This is a genomic window from Flaviflexus salsibiostraticola (genome assembly GCF_003952265.1).
Taxonomy (GTDB): Bacteria; Actinomycetota; Actinomycetes; order Actinomycetales; family Actinomycetaceae; genus Flaviflexus; species Flaviflexus salsibiostraticola.
The window spans coordinates 2,026,660-2,043,766 of record NZ_CP034438.1 but is presented as its reverse complement, the minus strand read 5'-3'; the positions used below and the strand labels follow the sequence as shown (position 1 = coordinate 2,043,766).

The 17,107-nt window shown below is 67.1% G+C and carries 14 protein-coding genes, 1 tRNA gene, 1 other RNA gene and 1 pseudogene; 4 read left to right on the top strand and 13 right to left on the bottom strand.

What is annotated here, in order from left to right; genetic code table 11:
* Positions 1-14: 14 nt before the first annotated feature.
* Positions 15-1,243: pseudogene (locus tag EJO69_RS09495) on the top strand (DUF4032 domain-containing protein).
* A gap of 168 nt (positions 1,244-1,411) precedes the next feature.
* On the opposite strand, the gene EJO69_RS09490 reads toward EJO69_RS09495, so the two are convergent.
* From EJO69_RS09490 to ffs, 5 genes are all read right to left on the bottom strand, one after another.
* Positions 1,412-2,455, bottom strand: a complete 1,044-nt coding sequence (locus tag EJO69_RS09490; RefSeq protein WP_126041317.1) for an aspartate-semialdehyde dehydrogenase — start codon at positions 2,453-2,455, stop codon at positions 1,412-1,414.
* Positions 2,452-3,714 (bottom strand): aspartate kinase, encoded by a 1,263-nt coding sequence (locus tag EJO69_RS09485; RefSeq protein WP_126041315.1) that lies wholly within the window; start codon positions 3,712-3,714, stop codon positions 2,452-2,454. The genes EJO69_RS09490 and EJO69_RS09485 overlap by 4 nt, the downstream gene beginning before the upstream one ends.
* 115 nt (positions 3,715-3,829) lie before the next feature.
* Positions 3,830-4,459, bottom strand: coding sequence for a recombination mediator RecR (gene recR / locus EJO69_RS09480; RefSeq protein ID WP_211331413.1), 630 nt, complete (start codon positions 4,457-4,459; stop codon positions 3,830-3,832).
* Positions 4,459-7,044, bottom strand: a complete 2,586-nt coding sequence (locus EJO69_RS09475; RefSeq protein ID WP_126041313.1) for a DNA polymerase III subunit gamma and tau — start codon at positions 7,042-7,044, stop codon at positions 4,459-4,461. The genes recR and EJO69_RS09475 overlap by 1 nt, the downstream gene beginning before the upstream one ends.
* Before the next feature lie 94 nt (positions 7,045-7,138).
* Positions 7,139-7,234: signal recognition particle sRNA small type (gene ffs / locus EJO69_RS09470), an RNA gene on the bottom strand.
* Positions 7,235-7,313: 79 nt separating this feature from the next.
* On the opposite strand from ffs, the gene EJO69_RS09465 reads away from it, so the two are divergent.
* Positions 7,314-8,003 carry an SDR family NAD(P)-dependent oxidoreductase gene (locus EJO69_RS09465; protein ID WP_126041311.1) on the top strand — a complete coding sequence of 230 codons (690 nt, stop codon included), beginning with the start codon at positions 7,314-7,316 and terminating at the stop codon, positions 8,001-8,003.
* Here EJO69_RS09465 and EJO69_RS09460 read toward each other — a convergent pair whose 3' ends face one another.
* From EJO69_RS09460 to EJO69_RS09425, 8 genes are all read right to left on the bottom strand, one after another.
* The gene (locus tag EJO69_RS09460) at positions 8,004-8,972 is read right to left on the bottom strand and encodes an ABC transporter substrate-binding protein (protein ID WP_126041309.1); all 969 of its coding nucleotides are present in this window, start codon (positions 8,970-8,972) and stop codon (positions 8,004-8,006) included. It lies immediately after the preceding gene.
* A 12-nt stretch (positions 8,973-8,984) separates the two neighbouring features.
* Positions 8,985-9,806 (bottom strand): ABC transporter ATP-binding protein, encoded by an 822-nt coding sequence (locus EJO69_RS09455; protein WP_126041307.1) that lies wholly within the window; start codon positions 9,804-9,806, stop codon positions 8,985-8,987.
* Positions 9,803-10,570 (bottom strand): ABC transporter permease, encoded by a 768-nt coding sequence (locus tag EJO69_RS09450; RefSeq protein WP_126041305.1) that lies wholly within the window; start codon positions 10,568-10,570, stop codon positions 9,803-9,805. Before EJO69_RS09450 ends, EJO69_RS09455 begins: the two co-directional genes overlap by 4 nt.
* Positions 10,567-11,355 carry an ABC transporter permease gene (locus tag EJO69_RS09445; protein WP_126041303.1) on the bottom strand — a complete coding sequence of 263 codons (789 nt, stop codon included), beginning with the start codon at positions 11,353-11,355 and terminating at the stop codon, positions 10,567-10,569. Before EJO69_RS09445 ends, EJO69_RS09450 begins: the two co-directional genes overlap by 4 nt.
* On the bottom strand, positions 11,352-12,872 hold the full coding sequence (locus EJO69_RS09440) for a class I adenylate-forming enzyme family protein (RefSeq protein WP_126041301.1): 1,521 nt from the start codon (positions 12,870-12,872) through the stop codon (positions 11,352-11,354). The genes EJO69_RS09445 and EJO69_RS09440 overlap by 4 nt, the downstream gene beginning before the upstream one ends.
* The gene (locus tag EJO69_RS09435) at positions 12,869-13,291 is read right to left on the bottom strand and encodes a PaaI family thioesterase (RefSeq protein ID WP_126041299.1); all 423 of its coding nucleotides are present in this window, start codon (positions 13,289-13,291) and stop codon (positions 12,869-12,871) included. Before EJO69_RS09435 ends, EJO69_RS09440 begins: the two co-directional genes overlap by 4 nt.
* A complete protein-coding gene (locus tag EJO69_RS09430; RefSeq protein WP_126041297.1) occupies positions 13,288-14,319 on the bottom strand; it encodes a zinc-binding dehydrogenase in 1,032 nt (343 codons plus the stop codon). The genes EJO69_RS09435 and EJO69_RS09430 overlap by 4 nt, the downstream gene beginning before the upstream one ends.
* A 120-nt stretch (positions 14,320-14,439) precedes the next feature.
* A complete protein-coding gene (locus EJO69_RS09425) occupies positions 14,440-15,105 on the bottom strand; it encodes a VOC family protein (protein WP_126041295.1) in 666 nt (221 codons plus the stop codon).
* 315 nt (positions 15,106-15,420) lie between these two features.
* Here EJO69_RS09425 and EJO69_RS09420 point away from each other — a divergent pair.
* Together EJO69_RS09420 and EJO69_RS09415 are read left to right on the top strand one after the other, a co-directional pair.
* A tRNA-Ser gene (locus EJO69_RS09420) sits at positions 15,421-15,508 on the top strand.
* Between the two features lie 390 nt (positions 15,509-15,898).
* Entirely contained in the window at positions 15,899-17,041 is a 1,143-nt protein-coding gene (locus tag EJO69_RS09415) for an IS1249 family transposase (protein ID WP_281272839.1), read from the top strand.
* Positions 17,042-17,107: the final 66 nt, after the last annotated feature.

The window sequence follows — 17,107 nt, the reverse complement described above, 5'->3', positions numbered from 1 at the left end:
CCAGAATGGTCACTGTGTCCCCTTCCCTTGAGATCACCGCCGCAACCGTCGAACCCGAGCTGTTCGACCTTCCCTGGCACCTTCCTCTCGAGGACTGGCCCACGGAGACCATCGCCGCCCTGCCCCGCGGGATCTCCCGGCATGTGGTGCGCTTCGTGCACCTTGCCGGGAGGATCATCGCGGTCAAGGAGATCGGGAAGGTCGTCGCGCATCGGGAATATGGGCTGTTGAGGGACCTCGGCAGGCTTGACGCGCCCGCGGTCACCCCGGTCGCGGTCATCACCGGCCGACGTGACGAGGACGGCAACAGACTGGCCGCCGTCCTCGTCACCGAGCACCTGCCCTACTCCCTCCCCTACCGGGCGCTCTTCGGGCAGAACCTGCGGCCCGAGACGGCGGACCGCCTCATCGACGCCCTCTCGGTCCTCCTCGTCAAGCTCCACCTGCTCGGCTTCTACTGGGGGACGTATCCCTGTCGAACACCCTGTTCAGGAGGGACGCCGGGGAATTCGCCGCCTATCTCGTCGATGCCGAGACGGGCGAGCTGCACGCGAACCTGTCGGATGGGAAGCGCGCCTACGATATCGACGTGGCCCGCACGAACATCATCGGCGAGCTCATGGACCTCCAGTCGGGCGGTATGCTCGACGAGGATGTCGATGTCATCCAGCTCGGCGACCGGCTCGAGGAGCGGTACACGACCCTGTGGGGTGAGCTCACCCGTATCGACTCCTTCGCCTCGAACGAGCGCTGGCGGATGGCGGACAGGATCAACAGGCTCAACGAGCTCGGCTTCGACGTGGGCGAGCTGTCGGTGACGACGCAGGCGGGCGGCACGACGCTGTCCGTCCAGCCGAAGGTTGTCGACGCCGGGCATTACCACCGCCAGATCATGCGCCTGACCGGCCTCCAGGTCGAGGAGAACCAGGCCCGCCGCCTCCTCAACGACATCAAGTCGCACCGCGCCCTGGCCGGTCTCGGCGATCAGCCTCTGATCGACGTGGCACGGGACTGGATGGCCACCGTCTTCGCGCCCGCCGTCAACTCGATTCCCGTCCACCTCCGCGGCCGCCTGCAGCCGGCCGAAATGTTCCACGAACTCCTCGAGCACCGCTGGTACATGTCGGAGAAGGCCGGCCACGACGTGTCGATGAACTACGCCGTCCGCTCCTACATCGACAACATCCTCGTCCACCGTCCCGACGAGAAGGCCCTCTTCGGGGCGATCCTCAGCGACGGCTGACACAGCCGGAATAGGCACGGCCGCGGGCATAGGGCGGATCTGAATGCCGGGGCCACTTGCGGGCGACGGAAGCTCATGCGGGGGCTGCGCATGCGGGCGGACATAAACGAGGACTGCGGCCCCGAGAGGCCGCAGTCCTTTGTATTGGGCCCCGACGGGGCGCTGTTGTCAGGCCGTGAGCTCGTCGATGAGGAGCTCGGCGATCTGGATCGTGTTGAGAGCGGCACCCTTGCGGAGGTTGTCGCCGACGACGAACATCGCCAGGCCCCGGCCCTCCGGGACGGACTGGTCGACGCGGATCCGGCCGACGAGCGACGGGTCCTTGCCGGCCGCCTCGAGCGGGGTGGGGACGTCGACCATCTGGACGCCCTCGGCATTCGCCAGGAGCTCCTTCGCCTTCTCGACGTCGATGGGGCTGTCGAACTCGGCGTTGATCGCGAGGCCATGGCCCGAGTAGACGGGGACGCGGACGCAGGTGCCGGAGACCGCAAGCTCGGGGATGTCGAGAATCTTGCGGGACTCGAAGCGGAGCTTCTGCTCCTCGTCGGTCTCGAGGCTGCCATCGTCGGTCAGGGAGCCGGCAAGGGCGACGACGTTGAAGGCGATCGGGGCGACATAGGTGCGCGGTTCGGGCAGCTGAACGGCGGTGCCGTCCGTGGCGAGGGCCGGAAGATCCTGCTTGGCGCCGGCCCTGACCTGGTCGGTCAGCTCCTGGACACCGGCGACACCGGAACCGGAGACGGCCTGGTAGGAGGAGACGATGAGGCGGCGCAGGCCAGATTCGTCGTGGAGCGGCTTGAGGACGGGCATGGCCGCCATGGTCGTGCAGTTCGGGTTCGCGACGATGCCCTTGGGGCGGTTCGCCAGTGCACCCGGGTTGACCTCGGAGACGACGAGCGGGACCTCGGGGTCCTTGCGCCAGGCGGAGCTGTTGTCGACGACAACGGCACCGGCCGCGGCGAACTTCGGCGCGTACTCCTTCGAGGTGGCGCCGCCCGCCGAGAAGAGGGCAATGTCGATGCCGGAGAAGTCGGCCGTGGCGACGTCCTCGACGACAATCTGCTCACCGCAAAAGGTGAGCTCCTTGCCTGCCGAGCGTGCAGAGGCGAAGAAGCGCACCGTGTCCGCCTTCGTGCCGCGCTCCTCGAGGAGGGTGCGCATGACGTGACCCACCTGACCGGTTGCTCCGACTACTGCAAGAGTGATGCTCATCGCCCTGTACCTCCGTAGACGACAGCCTGCGTGTCCTCGGCATCGAGATCGAATGCCGTGTGGACCGCGCGGACCGCCTTATCCAGTTCTTCGATATTGACCACGACCGAGATGCGGATCTCGGAGGTGGAGATCATTTCAATGTTGATTCCCGCGTCTGCCAGCGCTCCGAAGAGCTTCGCGGAGACGCCGGGATGAGAGCGCATGCCTGCGCCGATGAGGGAGAGCTTGCCGACCTTCTCGTTGTAGGTGACCTCGCGGTACTGGAGGTCGTCCTTCATGTCCTCGATCGCGGCGAGTGCGGCGGGGCCGCTGTCGTGCGGGAGGGTGAAGGAGATATCGGTCTTGCCCGGGTCGGAGGCGGCGATGTTCTGCACGATCATGTCGATGTTCGCACCGACCTCGGCGACCCTGCCGAAGACCTTCGCGGCCTTGCCGGGCACGTCCGGGACACCGAGGATCGACAGCTTCGCCTGCGAACGGTCGTGGGCGATGCCGGTGATGATGGGGGACTCCATGTCCCTCTCGTCCGTGTTCATGATCCAGGTTCCTTCCAATTCGGAATATGAGGACCGCACATGCAGCGGCACGCTGTACTTGCGGGCGAACTCGACCGCACGCAGGTGCAGGATCTTCGCTCCCTGCCCGGCCAGCTCCAGGGTCTCTTCGTAGTCGAGGTTCTGGACGCGGCGCGCGGTCGGGACGATCCGGGGATCGGCCGAGAAGAGGCCGTCGACGTCCGTATAGATCTCGCACACGTCCGCGTGCATGGCGGCGGCAAGCGCAACCGCGGTTGTGTCGGAGCCGCCGCGGCCGAGGGTTGTCACGTCATTGAGCTCATTGACGCCCTGGAAGCCGGCGATGATGGCAACGGCCCCCTCCTTGACGTCCCGCGCGATCCTCTCGGGGACGATGCCGACGATCGAGGCCTTGCCGTACTGGTTGTCTGTGCGCAGGCCCGCCTGCTGGCCGGTGTAGGCGCGGGCGGGGACGCCGAGGTCGTTGACCGCCATCGCCAACAGCGCCATGGAGACGCGCTCCCCCGCGGTGAGGAGGATATCCATCTCGCGTGCGGGCGGCCTGTCGGTCACCTGGGCTGCAAGATCAAGCAGCTCGTCGGTCGTGTCACCCATCGCCGAGACGACGACAACAAGGTCATTCCCGGCCTTCTTGGTGGCGACGATGCGAGCGGCGACGCGCTTGAGCGCGTCTGCGTCCGATACGGACGATCCGCCATACTTCTGCACGATCAGGCTCACTGTGACTCCGTCCCTTGGGTGTCCTCTATTGTCCACAGACCTGTTGTCGCAGAGCATACCCAGTCATGCGATTCTCACGATACGGATGGTGAGGAGAACAATAGGCGCTCGGCGCTCACTCGGCCGTCCCACCGCTCGATCGGTGGACCATGGTCCTGCCCTCAAACGCACGCGAGAGCGTGATCTCGTCCGCGTACTCGAGGTCGCCGCCAACCGGCAGTCCGGAGGCGAGTCGAGACACGTTGACCCCCATCGGGGCGAGGGACCGGATGAGGTAGGAGGCCGTCGCCTCCCCCTCGATGTTCGGGTCGGTCGCGATGATGATCTCCTGCACCTTCCCATCGGCCAGCCTCGTGAAGAGCTGTCGAATCCTCAGGTCCTCGGGGCCCACTCCCTCGATGGGATTGATGGAGCCGCCGAGCACGTGGTACTTGCCCCGGTACTCCCGGGTCCGCTCGACAGCGACAATATCCTTCGCCTCCTCAACGACACAGATGACGGAGTCAACCCGCCGTGTATCGCTGCAGATCCGGCAGATCTCCTGCTCAGTCACGTTGCCGCAGATCTCGCAGAAGCGAACCTTGGCCTTGACCGCGCTCATCGCATCGATGAGCGCCTGCACGTCCGCCTCCTCCGAGGAGAGGATGTGGAAGGCGATCCGCTGGGCACTCTTCGGGCCGATGCCGGGCAGGCGGCCCAACTCGTCGATGAGGTCCTGGACGGCCCCGTCATACACTCCCGCCACTACGACTCCTCTTCCGCTTCTTCGATGACGCTGCCGCCGAGAACCTCGAGCACAACACTGAGACCGATGCCGTGCGCGTCGAGCGCCAGCGGATCATCCCGCGAGACCAGCTCATGCTCAGTCTCGACATCGATGACCTCCTCGACGGCCTCCGGGGTTCCCCGATGTTCGGCGAGCCTGGCGAAGGTTCTCGTGCCGCTGGGCGCGGCGCCGGGCCGTGCCATGCTCGGCGCCTCACGCGGGGGTGGAGCGGGGAACGACGGCATCGCCGCCGGCGGCGGGGCCGGGAAATCCTCCATGACGATGTCGGGAAGGTCCGACGGCAGGCCCGAGGGCAGACCAGCCGGCCCACCCTGGCCCATGTCGTGCAGGGACTCCCCGTACTCATCCTCGTCCGGCGGGACGGGCTCGGGATAGTGCGAGGACGGGTGAGACTGGCGCGACTCGGCCCTCGTCGGGCCTGCCGAGCCCCGCCTGCTCTCGGCGGGCGACGGGGCCGAGGCCCCGGAGTGGGCCGAGGCGCGGGCGATGGCTGCCGCAGCGCCGGTCGCGGCCGCGCCGGTCGCGGGAGGGCGTGGTCCGCCCGGACTCTGTGCCGATAGCGGCGACGGGTCTGGAACCGCCGACAACGAACCCCTGGGTGTTGCGCGCTCGGCGGTTGCCGCCGAAGCCGGACTGCCCAGGGCGCGCTCTGGGGTTGAGGCACCGGGTGACACTACCTCCTGGCGTGAATCACCCTCCGCATCGTCGGCCGCTTCACGCATCGTCGGCCTCGCGGGCCCGCCGACACGGACGGTCAGCGGCCTGCCGAGCATCTCACTGAACACAACCTCGAGGCCGCTGGCGCGCTTCTCTGCGGTGAAGGCATCGGCCGAATCCTGGGTCGGGAAGTCGAAGCAGAGAACACCGTCGGCGACGGAGACCCTGCCCTCGCGGTGCCGGATGAAGTCGGATGTGCCCCGCGGAACCCGCGGGTCGGCCATGGCATCACGCCACAGTCCCCGCAGCACGGCGAGCTTCTCATCGTCCGACTGCGTCGGCTCGGCCGGTGGCGTCGGGGTGGCAGATGATGTCGGGGCGGCAGACGATGTCTGGTCGGCCCGCGACGTCGCGGTCGATTGTGCGTCCCCCCGTCCCGACGTCTCGTCGGGCTGGCGGTCGTCCGCGCCGGTGGCATGGTCATGGCCGGGCTGCACGGCGGCGGGAACCGGGTCCTGCGGACGCGCCTGTTCGACCGGCTTCTGGGCGGGAGTCTCGACCGGGGGCGGGACGAGGCGCTCCGGCGCCTGCGGCTGCTCGGTGGGCGTCGGAGCGGGAGCATCCTGCGCCGAGGGAACCTTCACCGGCGGGGCCGGCGGCCGCGACGGCTGCCTGCTCTCCTGCTTCTCCGGCTTCCTGCCGAAGCTGCGGGCCGCTGCACGGATGTCGGCGATGTCGCCGCCGGCCGGCGCCTGGCCGCCTGCTGCGGCGGGTGCCGCGGCGCTGCCTGCGGCGAGGAGGAGCCTGGCGCAGAGAAGCTCGAGCTGAAGCCGCGGCGAGGTCGCGCCGACCATGTCGGACAGCGCACTGTTCGTAAGGTCGGCGCACGAGGTGGCGCGGGCGGCGCCGAGACGCTCCGCCTGCTCCCTCATCCGACCCAGCTGGTCCTCGGGGATGGTCGACAGAACGTCCCTCGCGGCGTCGCCCGCGAGGGCAATGACGACGAGGTCGCGGAGCCGATCGAGGAGATCCTCGACAAAGCGGCGCGGGTCGTGCCCGGATTCGACGACATCGGCCACGGCGCCGAAGAGCGCCTCGCCGTTGACGTCGGCGATCGCATCGACCGCCGCATCGAGCAGGGCGCCGTCCGTGTAGCCGAGGAGAGAGACGGCCGTCTGGTAGTCGAGGGTGCTGTCCGGGGCGCCGCCGATGAGCTGGTCGAGCACCGAGAGGGAGTCGCGAACGGAGCCGGTGCCGGCGCGGACGACGAGCGGGAGCACCCCCTCCCCGACGTCGACGTTCTCCTGCTTGGCAAGGTCGGCGAGGTAATCCTCGAGGGTGCCGGGCGGGACGAGACGGAACGGATAGTGGTGCGTGCGGGAGCGGATGGTGCCGATGACCTTGTCCGGCTCCGTTGTCGCGAAGATGAACTTGACGTGCGGGGGCGGCTCCTCGACGAGCTTGAGCAGGGCGTTGAAACCCTGGTTCGAGACCATGTGGGCCTCGTCGATGATGAAGACCTTGAAGCGATCCCGCAGCGGCGCGAAGCTCGCCCGTTCGCGGAGCTCACGCGCGTCGTCGACGCCGCCGTGCGAGGCCGCGTCCATCTCGACCACATCGAGGGAGCCGGTCCCGCCGCGGGAGAGTTCGATGCAGGATTCGCATTCGCCACAGGGGGTGGCCGTCGGACCCTCCGCGCAGTTGAGGCAGCGGGCGAGGATCCGGGCGGAGGTCGTCTTCCCGCAGCCGCGCGGGCCCGAGAACAGGTAGGCGTGATTCGTGCGGTCCGCTTCGAGTGCGGCCATGAGCGGAACGGTCACGTGCTCCTGGCCGACGACCTCGTCGAAGGTCTCTGGCCGATAGCGTCGATACAGTGCAATGCTCACGGGCACAGTCTAGTTCCCCTGCCAGCCTTTATTCGAACGGTCGGGTGCCCAGACGGGTCACTGCCGGCGGCACGGCGGTCCCGTGCGCGGGGGAATAGAGGACTCCCCACGCACCCGCCAGAGCCCGTATTGCCTTGCTGCCTTCCGACCCTGGGGCGGTATACGAGGTGGCGTCACGTGGGGAGCCGCGACCAGTCTAGCGCAAACCGTCCCGGCCGCCATAAACGGCACCGACCTGAGGCCGGTCGGAGGTGCGGGATACTGGAGGCATGAAGACACTCTTTCTCACGGGGGCGGGCCGCGGCGTCGGCGCCGCGCTCGCCGACCGTCTCGCCGACTCGTGGCACCTCATTCTCCTCGCCCGCGGCGAGGACAGCGCGGCCGCGCTCCGGGCGCGCCACCCCGCAGCCTCGATCGTCACGGGCGACCTGTCTGAGGAGTCGGCCGCGGCATCGATCACGGCAAGCATCGACGCCCTGCTGGGCGATGGTGGGCTCGACGCGTTCGTCAGCTGCGCCGGCATCGAGGGCGCAGCGCCCCTGGAGAAGATGACGGATGAATTCCTCCGGGAGGTCTACGCCATCAACGTCCTCTCCCCCATCCTCCTCACCCGCGGCCTCCTGCCCCGCCTGCGGCGGGCCCGCGGCACCGTCGTCTATGTCGGGTCGACGGCGGCCCACCTCGACTTCGCGGGGTGGCTCCCCTATTCAACAAGCAAGGCCGCCCTCGAGAAGGCGGCCGCTGTGCTCCGAGCCGAGGAGCGGGCGATCCGGGTGAGCACCGTGACCCCGGGCCGCATCGACACCGACATGCAGAGGGACATGGCGGAGAAGGAATCACGTGACTTCGATCCCTCCACCGCCATGTCCCCCGATTCGGTCGCATGGGCGATTGAGATGGCGCTTCGGGCGCCCTCCGATTCAGCAGTCGATCAGCTGACGATCACCCCGCACCGGTGACTATTCGCCGTCAGGCGCGACGAAGAGCGTGGCGTAGTCCGGCTCCTCCTCGATGACGCCGAGCTCGACGGCGGCCTTGGCGTAGACCTCGACGGACTCGGTATCGAGGCCCGGCGTGAACGTCGCGAAGGAGATCTTCTCAGCGACCGCCTCCTCGAGGCCGATCTCCGAGACGGCAAGCTCGCGCAGGCGGTCCGGGTTCTCGGAGGCGAACTCGTTCGCCCTGCTCATCGCCCGCTGGAAGGCGGCCACCGTCTCGGGGTTCTCCTCGGCGTAGTCGCCCGAGGTGATGTAGTAGCCGAGCGTCGAGTTCGGGAACGCTGCCGCGAAGTTCGCGAGCACCGGGCGGTAGCCGTTGTTGTAGGCGATGGTCTGGAAGGGCTCAACCATCCAGATCGCGTCGACGTCGCCCCGCTCGAGGGCGGCTGACATGTCCGAGAAGTTCATCGGGACGTACTCGATGCCGGAGGTGTCGATGCCCTGGTTCTCGAGCGCAACGGGGATGGTGACGTCGCCGAGGTTCTTGGTCGAGTTGACGGCAATCGTCTTCCCGGCCAGATCCTCGGGGCCCTGGATCTCGGAGTCCTCGAGCACGAACACGCGCGAGGAGGTCTCCTCATCCTCGCCGGCGACACCGCAGCAGTTCGAGACGAACTTGATGTCGAGTCCCTGGTCGATGGCGGCCAGGTCCGAGACGACGTTCGCGTAGCCGATCGGGCTCTCGCCGTTGACGACGGAGGGGATGATCGCGGAGCCGGACTCGGCGATCTTCACCTCGACATCCAGACCCTCCTCCTCGAAGAAGCCCTCCTCGACGCCGAGGTACAGCGGCGTCGAGTCGACCGTGGTGATGTGGTAGACGGTGAGCGGGGTCAGGCCATCAGCCGTCTCCTCAGCGTCGGAGCCGCACGCCGCGAGGCCCAACAGGCCGGCGACGGCGAGCGCGGAGATTTTTCCAAGTGTCTTCATGGGTGTCTTTCTTCAGATGATGTACTCAGGGAGCGGGCCCTGATCGGTGGGGGTGACAAGGTTGCGGATCGTACCGAAGATCTCGGCGCGGTGCTTCGAGAAGGCGGGCAGTGCTCGGGTCTCGAGCTGGCTGCGCTCCTTCGGCAGGTCGATGTCGATGATCTTCTCGATCCTGCTCGGCGTCTTCGACAGGATGGCGACCCTGTCGGACAGGTAGACGGCTTCGTCGACGTCGTGGGTGACGAAGACGAAGGTCGAGTTCATCTGCTCCTTGACTCGCAGGAGCAGATCCTCGAGGTCATTGCGGGTCTGAGCATCGACGGAGGCGAAGGGCTCGTCGAGGATCATGACCTCGGGGCGGTAGGCGATGGCGCGGGCGATGGCGACGCGCTGCTGCATGCCGCCCGACAGCTGCCACGGGTAGCGCTCACCCACGCCGGCGAGGCCGACGTTGTAGAGGCTCGCCTCGACCCGCTTGTCGATCTCGGCGCGATCGACGCCGTGGGCCTTGAGCGGCAGGGCGATGTTCTTCGCCACGCTCATCCACGGGTAGAGGGAGCGGGAGTAGTCCTGGAAGACGAGGGCGATCTCCCGGGGCGGGCCGTCGATCTGCTTCCCATCGAGGAGGACCTGGCCGCTCGTCGCCTCGAGCAGCCCGGCCACCGTCCGGAGGAGAGTGGTCTTTCCCGCCCCGGAGGGCCCGACGATCGTGAGGAATTCACCGTCGTAGACGTCGAGGGTGATGTCGCGCAGCACCTCGGTGCCGCTGTCGCGGCGCCCGCGGGGCGGGTAGGTCTTGTGGATCCCGTCGATCCGCAGTCGGACGTCAGTCATAGCGTGTCCCTTCCGTGCAGGCCCCGATCCCAGGCGAGCAGTCGGTGTTCGATGAACCTGAAGGCGGTCGTGAGCGCGAAGCCCAGGACGCCGAGGAGGATGATGACGCCCCAGACTGCGCTCTGGTCGAACGAGTTCGAGGCGGTGATGAGGTAGGCGCCGATCCCCTCCCGCGAGCCCCTCATCTCGCTCGTGACGACGAGGATGAGGGAGAGGGGGATGGCGACGGTGATCCCGGCGACCGCCCGCGGCAGGGCCGCGGGCATGACGACGAAGGCCTGCTTCGTCCATCCCGTGATCCCGAAGCTCTTCGCCGTGTCATGCGATTCCCGGGGGATGGCACGCACGCCGTCGATGACGTTGAGGAGGACCGGGAAGAGCGTGCCGAGGGCGATGATCGTCACCTTCATCTGGTCACCCAGACCGAAGATGACGATGGCGAAGGGGATAAGGGCGGTGGCGGGGATGGCGCGGACGAATTCGAGTGTCGGCGTCAGTCCGTACCGGACGAAGGGGACCTGGCCGATGAGGAGGCCGAGCGCGAAGCCGCCGACGATGCCGATGAGGAGGCCGACCGCGAGGTTCGCGAGGCTCGACAGCAGATCGGGTCTGCCCTCCCCCGTGAACCAGTAGGTCCACACGGACTCGAGCACGTCGGGCGCGTCGGGGTAGTAGAGCTCGGTCGAGTTCGTCGAGGTCACCCACCACAGGGCGAGCACGATCGCGGTGCCGAGCAGCCCGAGCGAGACAGTCGTCGTTCTCATGCGACCTCATTCCGGTAGGACTCGTGCCAGGACAGTGCCCGGCGCTGAATGGTGAGGAAGACAGTGTTGAGGCCAAAGCCGACGAGGCCGATGACGAGGATGTAGGCGTACATGACCGGCAGATTGCCGGCCGAATCGGCCGCGCCGAGCGAGCTTCCCAGCCCCGCCATGCCCATGAGCAGCTCCGCGGTGATGCAGAAGATGAGGGCCGTGTTGGAGGCAATCCGCACGCCCGTCATAAGCTGGGGGAGCATCGACGGGATGATGAGGTGGCGCAGGCGCGCCCCATATCCCAGCGAATAGGCCGCAGCCGTATCCCGCGCGACTGGGTCGATGGTCCTCGTCGCCGAGATCGCCGACATGAGCATCTGGAACAGCGCCGCGTAGGTCGCGATGAACACCTCGGCGTTCTTACCCGTGCCGAGGGTGAAGATGACGAGCGGGATCATGGCGATCGAGGGGATCGGCTTGAGGAACTCGATGACGGGCCCGAACAGCGCCGACAGGTGCCTCGACGAGCCGAGCAGGAGCCCGGCCGCCGTGCCGAGGACGACGGCGATGAGGAGTGCCTGGCCCCACGCGTAGAGCGTCGCTCCGACCGCGCTCCACAGGGAGGCGGAGCCGAGCATGCTCCCCAGCTGGGAGAGGATCTGCGTCGGTGCGGGCGCGAACCTCGTCGGGATCACCTCGGTGATCGCCGCGAGCTGCCAGAGGACGAGGAGCAGCAGTGCGGTGGCGAGCGGAAGCCCGATCCGCACGGAGCGCCTGCGATAGTCGAGCATCATGCGCCACCCCCGATGAGTGCGGCCGCCCGCTCCGCGAGCGCATTCCTGTCGATCTTGTTCGTGCCGGAGAGCGGCAGGGCATCGGTCATGAAGACCCGCCGCGGGTGTGCATACGGCTCCATCCGCTCGAGCGACCAGTCCTTGAGCTCCTGCTCGGTGACGTCGGTGCGGGTGACAACGAAGGCAACGGGCTTGGCACCCTTCACCGCGTCCGGCACGGGCACGACGGCCGCCTCCTCGACGGCGGGATGCTCGAGGAGCGCCCGCTCGACGGCGGCGGGATGGACGTTCTCGCCGCCGGAGGCGAACATGTCGTCCACTCGCCCGGCGAAGCTGTAGAAGCCCTCCGCATCGCGAAGAAAGAGGTCCCCTGTTGGGTAGAAGCCCTCCTCATCGACCGGGCTGGCCGGGCCGCCCAGGTAGTGGGAGAAGGTGGCGGGCGAGCTGACCGAGAGGCTGCCGAGCGCCTCGGAGGCCTCGCCCTTCGCGTCCGCGCCATCGCTCACAATGACACGGCCAATCTCGTCCAGGAGGCGAATGCGGACGGCCGGGTGGGCTGCCCCGACGGAGTTCTTTGGGGTCGGCCTCCCCTCGACAGGGGCGAAGGCCACCGGCCCAGACTCGGTCGTGCCGTAGCTGATCGAGAGGGCCGAGTTCGGGAAGGCCGCTTCGATGTCATCGATGAGGTCGTCCGTCAGCGGCGCCGAGCCGAAGCTGTGCTCGGTGACCGAGCTGAGGTCGAGCTCGGCGAGCAGGTCCTTCTCGCGCAGCGCGAGCGCCATCATCGGCGGCACACCCGTCGTCTTCGTCACGCGGTGCTCGGCGATGGCGCGGAGGAAGCCACGCGCCTCGAAGGCGGGCTGGAGGACGACGCGGTCCCCGTGGAGGAGCGCCGCCTGGACCGTCGCCAGCCCGTTCATGTGGTAGAGCGGCGCGGCGACGAGGATGGTCCGCAGTGCGCCGTCGGAGGCCCGCTCCCCCTGGTCGAGGATCCACGCGTGCGAGCCGTGCGAACGGACGACACCCTTCGGTCGGCCGGTCGACCCGGACGTGTAGAGCACGAGCGCCGGATCATCCCATCCGACATCGGCCGCCGCGGGCTGCTGGCCGGGTCCCGGCTCGGCGCCGAGTTCGCCGAAACGGACCGCCGGTCGGGTGGTCCGATCGTCGCGGTCGACGAGGATGAGACTCGGGTCGCTGTTGTCGAGGACGTACTCGAGGACGGGTGCGGGGAACCTGTGGCTGACCGGGATGATGACGGCGCCGGCCCTCATGACCCCGTAGAACGCCGCCAGCCAGTCGATCGAGTTGAGACCGATGATCGCCACATGATCTCCGCGCACGATCCCGCGGGCGGCGAGGTCGGCCTGGACGGCGAGGACGCGGGCCAGGAACTCCCCGTACGTCACCTGCTGACCGTCCGTCTGAGCGATCGCGATCGCGTCGGGCTCGGCGGCGCTGATGGCGTCGCCGATGTTGACACCGCGTCGAGCGCCGTTGGGTGGGTGGACTGTCATTGGGGGATCTCCACGGGTGTGACTGCTGAGGCGGCGAAGGTGCCGCGGGCGATGGCGGCGGTCTTGCCGCCCTCGTTCGACAGCTCGGCCTCGGCGATGGCGATGGCGCGGCCGGGTTTGATGAGCCTGCCGGTCACGATGATCTTCCCGGGCGTGACCGCCCGGAGGAAGTGCGTCGTGAGATCAATCGTCGGTGCGGTCCCGCCGAGTGAGCCGACGAGCGAGAAGCAGGCGGCGACGTCGAGCAGGGCTGAGATGATGCCGCCGTGGACGACGGCGTTGCCCGTCGCGTTCGTCCACTCGGGCGTCGCCTCCGCCTCGATCGTGATGCTGTCCTTCGTCAGGTCGGCGACCGTGAGTCCCAGCCAACGGTTGTAGGGGCCGGAGTCGATCGCGGCCTGGACTGCGTCGATCGTCATGATTCGTCACCCCAGGGGGCGATGATGACCTTGCCGGTCACGCCGCGGTCCTCGAGGCGGCGCAGCGCGTCCGCCGCCTCCTCGAGCGAGACGATCGAGTCGATGACGGGGTGGAAGTCCTGCTCATCGATGAGGGCGACGAGCGCTTCGATGTCCTCGCGCCCGAAGCCATTGGAACCCTGGACCTTGAGCTCGAAGGACCAGATGTAGCGCAGGTCCTCCTTCGGGTCGAAGCCTGCGGTCGCCCCGCACACGAGGATCGTCCCGCCGAGCTTCGTCGACTTCAGGGTCGGGTGCCAGGTGTCGCCGCCCGTGTTGTTGACGATGACGTCGAAGCCGGGCTCGGTCGAGCTGCGGGAGGGCTTGCCGACGTTCTCGCGGGTCCACGTGTCGATCGCGATCTCGCGGTAGTTGAAGTACTCGTCCGCGCCGTACGAGAGGAGGGTCTGTCCCTTCTCATCCGATCCGACCGCCGCGACCACCGTGGCGCCGAGCTGCTTGGCGAGCAGCACGGAGGCCGTGCCGACGCCGCCCGAGGCGCCGAGGACGAGCACCTTGTCGCCCTCCTTGACCGCGTCCTTGCCGACGATCATGCGATGGGCCGTGCCGTAGGCGACCGGCAGGGCCGCCGCCTCGGCGAACGACACCGAGTCGGGGAGCGGGATGAGCTGGCCCGCCTCGACGAGGGAGTACTCGGCGAGGCCGCCGTCCTGCACCTCGCCCATGAGGTTGAATCCCGAGTCGAGGGGGTTGACGACGACTCGATCGCCGACCTCGAAGCCGGTCACGCCCTCACCGATCTCGTCGACGGTGCCGGCGATGTCGAGGCCGGGGACGATCGGCATGGGGATGGTGATGCCGGGCATGCCCCGCACGGTGAAGATGTCATGGTAGTTGAGCGACGTGGCCCGGACCTTGACGATCACCTTGCCCGGCTCGATCTGGGGCTTCGGGTAGTCCTCTTCATAGGTGAGGCTGTCGACGGTGCCGTGCTCTCGAAGGACAACGGCTCTCATGGTTGTGGTCAATGGATCTCCTCAGGGGTGCGAAGGTACGCGAAAGGGATGAATCGAGTGGCGTGGCCGTGAGTCAGAGCTGTCCAGCGTTCTGGATACAGGCGTGCCGCAGTGCGGCGGCGGTTCTGGAACTCAGATGGTCCAGGTGCCTGCAGGTCCACTCACGGCCAGTTCAAGGCACGGCATACAGCCCTGACACTCGCCGTTCGGACACATGCGACAACACGCCTGGGTGCCGAGGGCAGCCAGGGACATTCGGAGCGAATCCGGGTCATCGGTGCAGATCACGAAAGACTCCAGGCGCGCCTGCGCCTGGGTCGTCACCGCAGGAGATGTGGAATCCTGCCAGTCGATGACAAAAGGAATGGCGCCGTTCAGGCCCCCATGAAGCGGGGGCGTGAGGCGCCAGGAGAGAAGCTCGCCATCGGGTCTGCGGCGAGAGGCAGGGGCGAGGTCGCCGACGTCAACGCCGGCCGCGCGGCCAGCCGCGACCGCAGCATCCGCATCCTCCGGGTGGATCACCCAGGTCGACACAACCGTCTCGGTCAGATCGTCGATATTGAAGGGTCGGGGATTCTCCGGCTCTGGCAGGTCGGGGTCGATGCCGAGCAGCTCCAGGTAGTAATCCTCGCCCAGGCTCACGAGATAGTTCTTCGTGCCGAGCTGCTCGTGCGAGCCGCCCTTCTCGGGCCGAATGCCGGTCGCTGCTTCGAATTCGGCGACAAGGCCGTCAAGGTCGGAAGTGGCCACGACAATGTGGTCGAGGAGCGGCGGGACGGCAGTGCGACTGTCGGCCATGACCCCTCCTCCCGGTAGTTTCGAAGTCAATCTTCGCGTGCGTTGCCATTCTGGCAGGGCGATGTCTGCTTTGTACAGGCGTCTCACGGTTGGCGCAGATCACATCTTTCGCTTTGGGGCTCGTACCTACTCCTTGGCACACAGTCGTGCCTTCACATCACGGGGCGAGCGCTCGAAAGACGGGCGGAGCCGGCCACCCGGGCAGCCTAGGGTCCTCCGTGTGCCAAATCATGGCGACCGACTGGCCCGAGATTTCGCGGGCCGAACCGTTGTCCGTTACGATGAGTGGGCATGTTGCGGCTTCGCAGCGTGCGAGGAGGATTCGCCTAGTGGCCTATGGCGCTCGCTTGGAAAGCGGGTTGGGTGCAAGCCCTCGGGGGTTCGAATCCCCCATCCTCCGCCATCTGTCCTGAGTCGGGACATCGTCAACAGACGATGATCCGGCTCAGGATTTTTGTTTCTGGGTCGAGTCACGGAGCGTGTGGGGCTTATAGGACATTTCGTGTTGGTTTGACCCTGATCTTTTGGCTTATAGGACATTTCGTGTTGGTTTGACCCTGATCTTTTGTTGCTGTGCCGCCATTAGGCCGGTGTTGAAGTTCGTGCGGCTGAACTTGATGGGTGGACATTTCGTGTTGGCTTGACCCCGACCTTTGGTTGCTTTGACGCGGAAAAGTGGGGGTTGAAGTTGGTTTCACGGGGCCGGCTTATAGGACATTTCGTGTTGGTTTGATCCCGACTTTTCGGCGCGTTCTCACCGAAAAGGCCGGGTCCAAGTTGCCTGATAGGGAGGGTGAACACTCCTTATTGCCGCCCGTGCGAGCAGGCGATGACACGCTATGGAAAGACCAGTACGGGACGTCAGCGCTACCGCTGTGCCGGGTGCAGGACGAGTCGCGTAGCGGCGATCGACACCTCCGCGAAAGACTTCGCCCTGTTCTTGTCCTTTCTGTTTTCCCGCCAGCGCCAGCGAGACCTGCCCGGGGCGGGACGGACCTTCCGTCGGCGCACCGCACGGTTCTGGCAGCTGTGGCCCACCCCCGAGGTGGTCGACGAGGTCCACCGGGTGATCTACGTCGATGGGATCCACCTCGGACGCAGCGCCGTGATCCTGATCGCCTCCACCGACACCCATGTCGTGGGCTGGTACCTCGCACGCAGTGAACACAGCCAGGCCTGGGGTGCGCTGCTGGCCCGGATCGCACCGCCACAGGTAGTGGTCACCGATGGTGGATCAGGCTTTGCCAAAGCCCGCCGGGCGCACTGGCCCACCACGAAGGTCCAGCGCTGTACGTTCCATGCTTTCAGCCAGGTGCGTCGCCAGACCACGACCCGGCCCCGCACTCAGGCCGGAGTGGAACTCTACGGCCTGGCTAGAGCGCTGCTCCACGTCCGCGATAACACCGGGGCCGCGGCATGGCTGGCCGCTTACACCCAATGGCGCGCCACATGGGAGGCCTTCCTGGCTGAGCGCACTCGACTCGCCACGGGGCAGGTCGTACTCACTCACCAGCGTCTGGTCACGGCCCGCTCAGCCCTCGATACGCTGATCCGGACCAAGACCTTGTTCACCTACGTCGATCCCGCCAACTTCCCGGTCGACGCCTACCTGCACATGCCACTGCCAGCGACGAATAACCGGATCGAGGGTGGGATCAACACTCAACTGCGGGCCCTGCTACGCGATCACCGCGGGATGAGCCTGGACAGGCGGATCAAAGCGATCATGTGGTGGTGCTACATGCACACTGAATACCCTGCCAGTCCCGCACGCATCCTCAGGACCATGCCCACCGACACCCAGATCCAGGCCTACTACCGAGCTGCGGCCAGCCGCGGCGAACACGCCCGGGACATCGGCCTGCCGGGCATCGGCACCGCAGCCGTCTGGAACGAGCTGCACCACTCGACCAGCTACATCACAACCTGGGACTGACACCCCTCCGATCAAACAAAACCAACACATTTTGTCCTATAAGCCGATCTTTTGTTGCTGTGTCGC